Annotated in this window: 10 protein-coding genes; 4 read left to right on the top strand and 6 right to left on the bottom strand. The window is 66.5% G+C overall.

Annotated features, from left to right (window positions below; translation table 11 throughout):
- Nucleotides 1-187 precede the first annotated feature (187 nt).
- Nucleotides 188-2,377 (bottom strand): patatin-like phospholipase family protein, encoded by a 2,190-nt coding sequence (locus ACIP0B_RS18890; protein ID WP_400834888.1) that lies wholly within the window; start codon nucleotides 2,375-2,377, stop codon nucleotides 188-190.
- Nucleotides 2,378-2,448: 71 nt separating this feature from the next.
- Between ACIP0B_RS18890 and ACIP0B_RS18885 the strand changes: the two genes are divergently transcribed.
- A complete protein-coding gene (locus ACIP0B_RS18885) occupies nucleotides 2,449-2,736 on the top strand; it encodes a SelT/SelW/SelH family protein (RefSeq protein WP_085577874.1) in 288 nt (95 codons plus the stop codon).
- Here the strand turns inward: ACIP0B_RS18885 and ACIP0B_RS18880 are convergent.
- Both ACIP0B_RS18880 and ACIP0B_RS18875 read right to left on the bottom strand, forming a co-directional pair.
- Nucleotides 2,730-3,623, bottom strand: coding sequence for a DMT family transporter (locus ACIP0B_RS18880; RefSeq protein ID WP_400834885.1), 894 nt, complete (start codon nucleotides 3,621-3,623; stop codon nucleotides 2,730-2,732). The genes ACIP0B_RS18885 and ACIP0B_RS18880 overlap by 7 nt on opposite strands.
- A 72-nt stretch (nucleotides 3,624-3,695) precedes the next feature.
- A complete protein-coding gene (locus ACIP0B_RS18875; protein ID WP_400834882.1) occupies nucleotides 3,696-4,460 on the bottom strand; it encodes an AraC family transcriptional regulator in 765 nt (254 codons plus the stop codon).
- Nucleotides 4,461-4,595: 135 nt separating this feature from the next.
- Here ACIP0B_RS18875 and ACIP0B_RS18870 point away from each other — a divergent pair, with 135 nt between their 5' ends.
- The gene (locus tag ACIP0B_RS18870; protein ID WP_085577871.1) at nucleotides 4,596-5,411 is read left to right on the top strand and encodes a UDP-2,3-diacylglucosamine diphosphatase; all 816 of its coding nucleotides are present in this window, start codon (nucleotides 4,596-4,598) and stop codon (nucleotides 5,409-5,411) included.
- A gap of 135 nt (nucleotides 5,412-5,546) precedes the next feature.
- Here the strand turns inward: ACIP0B_RS18870 and ACIP0B_RS18865 are convergent, their stop codons facing one another.
- Together ACIP0B_RS18865 and ACIP0B_RS18860 are read right to left on the bottom strand one after the other, a co-directional pair.
- On the bottom strand, nucleotides 5,547-6,137 hold the full coding sequence (locus ACIP0B_RS18865; RefSeq protein WP_400834879.1) for an HD domain-containing protein: 591 nt from the start codon (nucleotides 6,135-6,137) through the stop codon (nucleotides 5,547-5,549).
- A gap of 24 nt (nucleotides 6,138-6,161) precedes the next feature.
- Nucleotides 6,162-6,473: an Mpo1-like protein gene (locus tag ACIP0B_RS18860; RefSeq protein WP_400834876.1), complete on the bottom strand. Its 312-nt coding sequence runs from the start codon at nucleotides 6,471-6,473 to the stop codon at nucleotides 6,162-6,164.
- A gap of 167 nt (nucleotides 6,474-6,640) precedes the next feature.
- On the opposite strand from ACIP0B_RS18860, the gene ACIP0B_RS18855 reads away from it, so the two are divergent.
- Entirely contained in the window at nucleotides 6,641-7,702 is a 1,062-nt protein-coding gene (locus tag ACIP0B_RS18855) for an AraC family transcriptional regulator (RefSeq protein ID WP_400834873.1), read from the top strand.
- Here ACIP0B_RS18855 and ACIP0B_RS18850 read toward each other — a convergent pair.
- Nucleotides 7,659-9,113: a TrkH family potassium uptake protein gene (locus ACIP0B_RS18850; RefSeq protein WP_085577867.1), complete on the bottom strand. Its 1,455-nt coding sequence runs from the start codon at nucleotides 9,111-9,113 to the stop codon at nucleotides 7,659-7,661. The genes ACIP0B_RS18855 and ACIP0B_RS18850 overlap by 44 nt on opposite strands.
- 121 nt (nucleotides 9,114-9,234) lie before the next feature.
- Here ACIP0B_RS18850 and ACIP0B_RS18845 point away from each other — a divergent pair, with 121 nt between their 5' ends.
- The gene (locus ACIP0B_RS18845; protein WP_400834870.1) at nucleotides 9,235-9,801 is read left to right on the top strand and encodes an NAD(P)H nitroreductase; all 567 of its coding nucleotides are present in this window, start codon (nucleotides 9,235-9,237) and stop codon (nucleotides 9,799-9,801) included.
- The last annotated feature ends 195 nt before the right edge of the window (nucleotides 9,802-9,996 follow it).

Genomic DNA, 9,996 nt, shown 5'->3' with positions numbered 1-9,996 from the left:
CCCACGGACACTGTGGGAGCGAGCTTGCTCGCGATGGCGGCCTGTCAGACGCACCGTCATCGCCAGCAGGCTGGCTCCCACGGGGAATTGCGGCTGAACGCAGAACCCGTGAACGCCACGGACACTGTGGGAGCCAGCCTGCTGGCGATGGCGACAGGTCAGGCACCACAGAAAATCCAGGCCTGCTTCAGAACGTCTGCCCCAGATTCAGGTAAACCGCCTGCTCATCCGCATCGTTCAGCCCGAAGCTGAAGTTCAACGGCCCCAATGGCGTATCGAACCCGATGAACACGCTGGCCGCGTTGATGTAGCCGCTGTCGAACTCGTTGTCGTTGTTCCAGGCCCGGCCGCGCTCCAGCGAGGCGCCGGCGTACAGCGGGAAGTCCAGCGGCAGGAATGAGCGAGGGGTCAGGCGCCGGTAATACACGGCGCGCATCAGGCTGACGTTCTGGCCGGAGACCGCATCCTCGCGGAATCCGGACAACTGCCGGGCGCCGCCGAGCAGGAAGCTGGAGACCACCACGTTGGCATCGTCCAGGGTGCGTCCGTAGCGGCCGCCAAGCACCAGGGTGTCCGGGCCGTGGCTCATGGCCTTGTCCAGTTTGAACTCCCACTGCCGGTAGCGGGTGTCGGAACCCAGGCCCGGCTCGAACTGCGCCAGGGTCAGGCCGATGTCCTCGCCCTCGTGGGGGAAGTAGACGTTGTCCAGCGAATCGAACGAGTACTTGAGCGCGTAGAAACCTTCGTTGAAATGTTCGCTGGGCTGGTTCTGGTCGCCGATGCGCACGTCGGCCTTGCCCCAGGCCTCGCCGATGCCCAGCCGCACCTCGCCGCTGTTGCCGATCTGCCGGCCTACATTGAGGCCGAAGCCGTAGCGCTCGACGCGGTATTGGGCGATGGGGTCGTTGTCGAGCACCGAGTCGACGTTCTGCGCCGCGAACGCCGCGTAGGGCGCGAGGAAGTAGCGCGAGCCGACGTCCAGCGGCTGATAGAACTCGGTGTACAGCTCTTGCTTGTCGCCGATCTGCGCCCGGGTCAGCCATTCGGCGCCGAGGCGGTTGATGCCGTTGACCCGGTAGCTGGCGCCGAGGTTGAAGGCGCTGTCGCCGCGCATGTCGTCGGACAGGTTGAGGCCGATGCGCAGGTAATCGGTGCCGCTGCGCTTGCCCCGGGCGCTGATCACCAGCGTGTGGTCCTGCCCCTTGTGCACCACGCGGTACTGCACCTGCTCGAAGTAGTCGAGGCCGTACAGCGTGCCCATGTCGGTCTGCAGGCGGCCCAGGTCCAGGGGTTCGCCGATGCGTTGGCGGATGTAGTAGCGGATCACGTCGTCGCCGACCTTCGAGTCGTTCTCGACCCGGATCGCCGTGATCACCGGCGTGCGCTGGCCCGGCGAGCGGGCGGCGGCCAGTTCGGTGTCCTGGGGTTGGGAAGGCTTGAGGCGGGCCAGGCGGGCGTCGAGGATCCGGGTGGCGCGGTAGCCGGCGTCGATCATCTCCTGGGCGCGGCCGAAATCGGTGACGCCGAAGCTCGCCAGCGGCGGCTGGATCAGCACATCGTCGGGGTGCAGCGCCGCCAGTTGCTCTTCGGAGTTGCGCCGGGTCATCAGGGTGATGGACTGGTTCAGCACATCGACCACGGTGGTCAGTTGCTTGCGGTTGCGCAGCGGGGTGCCGATGTCGACGACGATGGCGACATCGACCCCCATCTCCCGGGCCACGTCGAGGGGGATGTTGTCGGTCATGCCGCCGTCCACCAGCAGGCGGCCGTCCAGTTCGACCGGGGCGAACACCGCCGGGATCGACATGCTGGCGCGGATCACCTGGGGCAGGTGGCCCTTGCGGAACACCACTTTCTCGCCGTCGGCGATGTCGGTGGCCACGGCGCGGAACGGGATCGGCAGTTTGTCGAAGTCGCGGGTGTCGCTGGTGTGGGCCAGCAGGCTTTCGAGCATCAGCGCCAGGTTCTGGCCCTGGATCACCCCCAGCGGCAGGCCGAGGCTGCCGTCGTCGCGGAAGCTGAGCTTCTGTTTCACCAGGAAGTCGCGGTCGTCCTGCTTGCGCCGGAACGGCACGTCCTCCCGGGGCGGGGCGTCGGACAGCGCCTGCTGCCAGTCGATGGACAGGGCGAGCTTCTCCAGTTCGTCGATCTTGTAGCCCGAGGCGTAGAGGCCGCCGACCACCGCGCCCATGCTGGTGCCGGCGATCGCGTCGATCTTGATGCCTTGCTCCTCCAGGGCCTTGAGCACGCCGATGTGCGCCAGCCCCCGGGCCGCGCCGCCGGACAGCACCAGGCCGACCTTGGGCCGCGCCGTTTCATCGGCATGGACGAGCAGCGGAAGGAAACCAAGCAGCAGGCAGATCAGAAGGCGACGCATGGTGAGTCTCGGGGCGAGCGGTAAAGCCGGCTATTATAGCGGCGCCCTCTGCCTCAGGAGTTTCAGCGAACATGTCCGCCCCAAGACCGGAAATCGTCATCACCTATTGCACCCAATGCCAGTGGCTGCTGCGCGCCGCCTGGCTGGCGCAGGAACTGCTCAGCACCTTTGCCGACGACCTGGGCAAGGTGTCGCTGGTGCCGGGCACCGGCGGGGTGTTCCACATCGCCTGCGACGGCGTGCAGATCTGGGAGCGCAAGGCCGACGGCGGCTTCCCCGAGGCCAAGGTGCTCAAGCAGCGGGTGCGCGACCGGATCGACCCCGACCGCGACCTGGGCCACAACGACCGCACTCAGTGAGACGGCGCCTCGGCCCCGACGACTTTCTTGCCCGAGCCGCCTGACAGCCGGCTCGACACCACGATGGCGACGATGATCAACGCGCCGCCGGCCAGCATGCGCAGGGTCGGGTCTTCATCGAACAGCAGCCACGCGACGGTGATGCCGTACACCGGCTCCAGGGCGAACACCACGGCGGCGGTGCGGGCCTTGATCACCGCCAGGCTGGCCACGAACAGGCTGTGGGCGACGCCGGTGCAGAACACCCCGAGCAGGGCGATCCACAGCCAGTCCATGGCTCGCACGCCGCCCAGCTGCGGCGCCGCCACCGGCAGCAGACACAGCGCCACCACCACGTTCTGGCACAGCGCCGCCTGCACCGCGGGGATGCGCCCGGAGCCGGCGCGGTTGGTCAGCGACAGCAGGGAAAACAGCAGGCCCGACAGGATCGCCCAGAGCAGGCCGGCGGTGGCGCCGCTGGCGAGGTCGAACGCCGGGGTCACCAGCACCAGGCCGACGCTCACCAGCGCCACCAGCACGATTTCGTTGGTGCGGATCCGCTCGCGGAAGACCAGCCCTTCGAGGATCACGGTGAACGCCGGGAAACTGGCGAAGCCCAGGGTCGCGATCGCCACCCCGGCGACCTTCACCGCCAGGAAGAAGCTCACCCAATGCCCGGCCAGCAGCACGCCGCCGAGGGCGAGGCGGCGCCAGTCCGCCGCCTGGAGCTTTTGCCAGGCGTTCTGGCCGGCGAACCGGGCGAAGAACGCCAGCGCGAGGACGGCGAAGGCGGCGCGTCCGAACACGATGACCGCGGGCGTGGCGGCGGCGAGTTTGCCGAACACGCCGGTCAGGCCGAACATCAGTGCGCCGATATGCAGGGCGCCGAGGGCAGTGCGGGGAGTCATTGCAGTCCTTGGGAATCCGGTTCAACACATCGACAGTTTAGGGACGCCGCGCCGTGGATGTCTGTCGGCAGACTATCGTCCTTTGTCGCCGGCCTCGCGGCGCAGGTTGCCGGGCGAGGCGCCGAACTCGCGCAGCATGGCGGCGGCGAAGGCGCTCTGGGAGCTGTAGCCGACCCGGCTGGCGATTTCGCCGATGGGCAGCGCAGTGTCGCGCAACAGGCCGGCGGCCTTGTGCAGGCGACGGCTGCGGATGTAGTCCATCGGCGTCTGTCCGCATTCGGCGACAAAGCGCGCATGCAGGCGGGCGCTGGACAGGCCGGCGACCCGCGCAAGGTCGGCCACCTGCAACGGGTAGGCGGCGTACTGCTCGATGTGGGCGTCCAGCGCCGCGTAGGGCAGGCGCCGGGCGGCGAGCTCGGCGGGGCGGGCGCTGTTCAGGCTGGCCAGGAGCAGAACCGCGCCCTGGCGGGCGATCAGCGGGTCGCTGATCGGGCTGTTGGCCAGCCAACTGACCAACTGGCTCTGCCCGCTGTCCAGCGTCAGGCGTCCGGGGCGCTCAAGCAGGCGGCGGCTGGCGTCGGCGTGGTCGCCCAGCGAATCGGCGACCCACGGCCCCTCGGGCACGTCCAGCACCAGGCAGCGGCTGCCGTCGGGGCTGCCGCAGGCGTGGTGGGCGCCGCCGGGAATGACCACGAAACTCTGCTGGCGCACCTGGCTGCCGCAGCCTTCCACCTCGAAATCCAGCGCGCCGGACAGGCCGAACACCAGTTGCGCGTGGTCGTGGCTGTGGACGATCAGGTCGTGTGTGTAGTGGCGCAGGGTCAGGATCGGTCGCATGGCCGCAGGTCTCCGGAGTGGCGCCCAGTCTACACCGCCGAGGGCGATGTGCGCTGTCACGGGACTGACGCACGGTTGTCATGGTCGGTTCACCGCACAGGCGCAAGCTTTGCAAAACATTGCAGAGGGTTGTCCATGACCAGCGCCGAGCTCGCCAGACCCAGCCGTAAACAACGGGTGCGCACCTTATGGATCTCTGATGTGCACCTGGGCACGCGGGATTGCCAGGCCGAGCACCTGTCGCAGTTCCTCAAGGGCTACCATGCCGACAAGGTCTATCTGGTCGGCGACATCATCGACGGCTGGAAACTGCGCGGCGGCATGTACTGGCCCCAGGCGCACACCAACGTGATCCGCCGCCTGCTGACCATGAGCAAGCGCGGCACCGAGGTGATCTACGTCACCGGCAACCACGACGAATTCCTGCGCCGCTATTCGAAGCTGATCCTGGGCAACATCCAGTTGGTGGACGAAGCGGTGCACGTCACCGCGGACGGCCGGCACCTGCTGGTGATCCACGGCGACCAGTTCGATGTGATCACCCGCTATCACCGCTGGCTGGCGTTCCTCGGCGACTCGGCCTACGAATTCACCCTGACCCTCAACCGCTGGCTCAACCACTGGCGGGCGAAGTACGGCTACGGCTACTGGTCGCTGTCGGCCTACCTCAAGCACAAGGTGAAGACGGCGGTGAACTTCATCAGCGACTTCGAGGAGGCCATCGCCCACGAGTGCGTCAAGCGCGAGCTGCACGGGGTGGTCTGCGGCCACATCCACCATGCCGAGATCCGCAAGGTGGGGGAGGTGGACTACCTCAACTGCGGCGACTGGGTGGAGTCGTGCACGGCGTTGATCGAACATTGGGACGGCACCATCGAGCTGTACCGGCTGGCGGATGCGCAGGCGCGGGAAGCGCAGTTGAAGGCGGCCAAGGTGGCTGAGCTGGCTTAAGGGGCCGCACTGACGCCATCGCCAGCAGGCTGGCTCCCACAGGGTTCAGGGCTGAAGGCAGAATCTTGGGTCGCCGCCAATCGATGTGGGAACCAGCCTGCTGGCGATGAACCGCGCAGCGGTTCCCGAGGGCTCTCAGGCCGGTGCGTGTTCCTGCATCGCGGCCTTGTAGATCGAGTTCTTCGGCGCGGCGAACACCCGTTCCAGCATCGGCTCGAAGAAGCTCAGCGGCAGCGTGTCGTAGGCCGGGTCGAACGCGGCGGCGTCGTAGCGGGCGCAGAACTCCACCGTCGCCTGATACTGCGCATGCCCCTTGAACTGCTCGCGCAGGTGCCGGTCCATGCCCAGGTGATGGAAGAAGTAATAGCCCTGGAAGATGCCGTGCTTTTCCACCATCCACAGGTTCTCGGCGCTGACGAACGGCTTGAGGATCGCCGCGGCGATGTCCGGGTGGTTGTAGGAGCCCAGGGTGTCGCCGATGTCGTGGAGCAGGGCGCAGACCACGTACTCCTCGTCGCGGCCGTCGCGCCAGGCGCGGGTCGCGGTCTGCAGGGAGTGGGTCAGGCGATCCACCGCAAACCCGCCGAAATCCCCCTCCAGCAATTTGAGGTGCGCCAGGATCCGGCCGGGCAACTGGCGGGCGTAGGCGCTGAAATCGGCGGCGATGATCGCCCAGTCTTCCTGTGTACCGTCCTTCATGTGGGTGAAACGGGCGTTGGCGTTCATCGGCCGTCCTCGTTTGCTGGGGTTCTAGAACGGCACGCGGCCCAGGATCATGTCGCGGTACATGACGAAGTCGCCGAGCAGGCTGTAGAACGGGTGCTGGAAGGTGGCGGGGCGGTTCTTCTCGAAAAAGAAATGCCCGACCCAGGCGAAGCCGTAGCCGGCCAGCGGCAGCGCCAGCAACAGCAGCCACGCGCCCTGGGCGATGGCCAGCGCCAAAATGAACAGCACCAGCGTGGTGCCGGCGAAGTGCAGGCGCCGGCAGGCGCTGTTGCTGTGCTCGCTGAGGTAATACGGATAGAACTCGGCGAAGCTGGTGAAAGGCTTGAGGGTGTCCACGACTGCGATCTCTGTGGTTATTGTTCTGATGGCAAGTTGTTCGGTCGGTAGCTTATTTGAGTCTAGAGTGATCGTCGGTGCTGGCCAGTGACAATCGGCGCCACTTTACTATCCTTGGAAAATCCGCCGTAGTATGCGGCCCGTCATGTCATTTAAGAATAAACGCCATGAGCGAACGAACGACTTCATCAAGCTGGGCGATGGGGATTGTCAAGGCACTGGAAATGGACGGCCTGGATTGCCGGGTTCTGTTCAGGCAACTTGGGCTCGACTACGCGGCGCTGGACGATCCGGACGCACGCTTCCCGCAGGATTCCATGACCCGTCTGTGGCAGCGGGCGGTCGAGCTGTCGGGCAACCCGGCGATCGGCCTGAACATGGGCAAGGTGGTGCGCCCGGCCTCCTTCCATGTCGCCGGCTACGCGCTGATGTCCAGCAACACCTTGGCCGAAGGCTTTCAGCGCCTGGTGCGTTATCAGCGGATCATCGCCGAAAGCGCCGACCTGAGCTTTCGCCTGCTCGATGAAGGCTACGCGCTGATCCTGACGGTGCACGGCGACCACCTGCCGCCGACCCGCCAGAGCGCCGAGGCCTCGCTGGCCTGCGCGTTGAGCCTGTGCGGCTGGCTGACCGGGCGCACCCTGCACCCGCGCAAGGTGCTGGTGCAGGGCGACGAGCCGGACAATCTGGAGCCCTATCGGCAGGCCTTCCACGCGCCGCTGGTGTTCAACGCGCCGTACGATGCGCTGATCTTCGAGCGCGCCGACATGGAGGCGCCGCTGCCCACCGCCAACGAAGCGATGGCGCTGCTGCACGACCGGTTCGCCGGGGAGTACCTGGCGCGGTTCTCCGAAAGCCGCGTGACCCACAAGGCGCGCCAGGTGCTGTGCCGCCTGTTGCCCCAGGGCGAGCCCAAGCGCGATGCGGTGGCGCAGACCCTGCACCTGTCGCAGCGCACCTTGCAGCGCCGCCTGCAGGAGGAGGGCACCAGTTTCCAGCAGTTGCTCGACGACACCCGCCGCGAACTGGCCGAGCAGTACCTGGCGCAGCCGAACATGACCTTGCTGGAGATCGCCTACCTGCTGGGGTTCGCCGACCCGAGCAACTTCTTCCGCGCCTTCCGCCGCTGGTTCGACACCACCCCCGGCGACTACCGCGCGCGCCTGCTGGACGCGCCGAACGCGGTCAGTGACGCCAGAACGCCGGAATGCACAGCACAAACACCGTGATGATCTCCAGCCGGCCGAGCAACATGCCGAACGACAGGATCCACTTGGCCGCATCCGGCAGGCTGGCGAAGTTGCCGGCCGGGCCGATGGTCTCGCCCAGGCCGGGGCCGACGCCGGACACGGTGCTGGCGGCGCCGGTCAGTGCCGTCATCCAGTCGACGCCCAGCAGCGACAGCAGCAGGGCGATCACGCAGATGGTGATGGCGAAGAAGAACGAAAAGGTCAGGATCGAACGCACGATCTCTTCGTCGAGGCGGTGGCCGTTGTATTTCTGCTTGATCACCGCCCGCGGGTGAATCAGCTGGTTGAGGTTGGCCTTGAGCAGGATGTAGGCGACCTGGAAACGGAAGATCTTGATCCCGCCCGCCGTCGAGCCGGAGCAGCCGCCGACGAAACCCAGGTAGAAGAACAGCATCAGCGAGAAGTTGCCCCACAGGCTGTAGTCCCCCAGCGCAAACCCGGTGGTGGTGACCACCGAGGTCACGTTCAGCGCCACGTGCCGCAGCGCGTCCAGCCAATGCAGGTTGGTGGTCCACCAGTACCAGGTGCCGAGCACCAGCCAGGTCACCAGCAGCATGCCGAGCAGCCCCTGCACCTGCTGGTCCTTGATCAGCGCCCGGCGGTTGCCGCGCAAGGTCGCCACGTACAGGGTGAACGGCAGGCTGCCGAGGATCATGACCACCACCGCCACCCAGTGCACCGCCGGTTGCGTCCACTTGGCCAGGGACTGGTCGGAGGTCGAGAAACCGCCGGTGGAGATCGCCGACATGGCATGGTTGACCGCATCGAACGGGCTCATCCCGGCCCACCAGAACGCCAGGCTGCCGAGAATGGTGATGCCCACGTAGGCCGCCACGATCAGCCGCGCCACCATGTGCGAGCGGGGCATGACCTTTTCCGAGCGGTCCGAGGATTCGGTCTGGAACAGGCGCATGCCGCCGATGCGCAGCATCGGCAGGATCGCCACGGCCATGCCGATGAAGCCGATGCCGCCGATCCAGTGCAGCAGCGAGCGCCACATCAGGATGCCGGGGGACATGCTGTCCAGGCCGGTGAGCACGGTCGAGCCGGTGGCGGTGATGCCGGACATGCTCTCGAAGAACGAGTCGGTGTAGCTGATGTGCTGGGTCAGCAGGAACGGCAGCGCGGCGAAGATGCACACCACCAGCCAACTGCTGACCGTCAGCAGGTACATGTCCCGCGGGCGCAGGTGAACGTGCTCCGGGCGGCCGGGAATCACCAGCGCCAGGCCGGCGACGAAGGTGATCATGCTCGACCAGAGGAACGACGGCATGTCGCCGGTGCGGTCGAAGATCACCAGGGTGGCCATGGGCACGATCATGGCGATGGCCAGGGTGATCAGGAAGATGCCGATGATGAAACCAATGATCCTTAAGGTCGGCAACGCCATGAAATCCACTCGGGCTGAAGGGGGAAGGGCGCCATTCTACCCGCGGGGCAAGGCATGTAAACCGGCATCGAGCGGGCACTTGCCGCTAGAATAGCCCGACATTTTTGACAGGAGGTGGCCGATGCAGGCTCTCGACGCTTTGCTCAACCGTGTTTCCGTTCCGCGACTGATCGACCCGGCCCCGACCGCCGAACAGCGCGAAGCCCTGTTCAGCGCCGCCCTGCGTGCGCCGGATCACGGGCATTTGCAGCCTTACCGTTTCCTGACCGTCGAAGGCGCCGCCCGCGAGCGGATGGGCGAGCTGCTGGCCGAGGCGGCGCAGATGCAGGAAGGCGAAGTCACCGAGGCCGCCATCGACAAGGCGCGCAACGGCCCGCTGCGCGCGCCGCTGGTGGTCGTGGTGATCGCGAAATTGCAGGAACACGTCAAGTACCCGAAATCCGAGCAACTGCTGGCGGCGGGCTGCGCGGCCCACGGGATTCTGCTGGCGGCCTATGCCCAGGGGATCGGCGCGGTGTGGCGCACCGGCGAGCTGGCCTACTCGAAACACGTCGCCAAGGGCCTGGGGCTGAGCGATGACGAACAGGTGATTGCCTTCCTGTACCTGGGCACGCCGTTGAAAGAGCCGCGGGTGGCGGAGAAGGTCGAGCTGACCGAATTCGTCAGCGCCTGGCCGGCCGAGGTCTGAACCCCGACATCCCCGGTGCCTTGACTGACGCCATCGCCAGCAGGCTGGCTCCCACAGGGGATCGCGGGTGAATGCCGAATCTGTGAACCCTTCGGATACTGTGGGAGCGAGCTTGCTCGCGATAGCGGTCTGTCTGTCAGTAGTGTTGTGACTGACATGCCGCCATCGCCAGCAGGCTGGCTCCCACAGGTGATG

The organism is Pseudomonas sp. NPDC089534, from assembly GCF_044749305.1.
Lineage (GTDB): Bacteria > Pseudomonadota > Gammaproteobacteria > Pseudomonadales > Pseudomonadaceae > Aquipseudomonas > Aquipseudomonas ekonensis.
The sequence above is the reverse complement of the archived record's forward strand: the minus strand, read 5'-3'. Positions and strand labels throughout refer to the sequence as shown.

Excerpts from the sequence above, each read along its gene's own strand:
- ACIP0B_RS18890 (WP_400834888.1), bottom strand. The coding sequence starts at position 2,377 with ATGCGTCGCCTTCTGATCTGCCTGCTGCTTGGTTTCCTTCCGCTGCTC.
- ACIP0B_RS18885 (WP_085577874.1), top strand. The coding sequence starts at position 2,449 with ATGTCCGCCCCAAGACCGGAAATCGTCATCACCTATTGCACCCAATGC.
- ACIP0B_RS18880 (WP_400834885.1), bottom strand. The coding sequence starts at position 3,623 with ATGACTCCCCGCACTGCCCTCGGCGCCCTGCATATCGGCGCACTGATG.
- ACIP0B_RS18875 (WP_400834882.1), bottom strand. The coding sequence starts at position 4,460 with ATGCGACCGATCCTGACCCTGCGCCACTACACACACGACCTGATCGTC.
- ACIP0B_RS18870 (WP_085577871.1), top strand. The coding sequence starts at position 4,596 with ATGACCAGCGCCGAGCTCGCCAGACCCAGCCGTAAACAACGGGTGCGC.
- ACIP0B_RS18865 (WP_400834879.1), bottom strand. The coding sequence starts at position 6,137 with ATGAACGCCAACGCCCGTTTCACCCACATGAAGGACGGTACACAGGAA.
- ACIP0B_RS18855 (WP_400834873.1), top strand. The coding sequence starts at position 6,641 with ATGAGCGAACGAACGACTTCATCAAGCTGGGCGATGGGGATTGTCAAG.
- ACIP0B_RS18850 (WP_085577867.1), bottom strand. The coding sequence starts at position 9,113 with ATGGCGTTGCCGACCTTAAGGATCATTGGTTTCATCATCGGCATCTTC.
- ACIP0B_RS18845 (WP_400834870.1), top strand. The coding sequence starts at position 9,235 with ATGCAGGCTCTCGACGCTTTGCTCAACCGTGTTTCCGTTCCGCGACTG.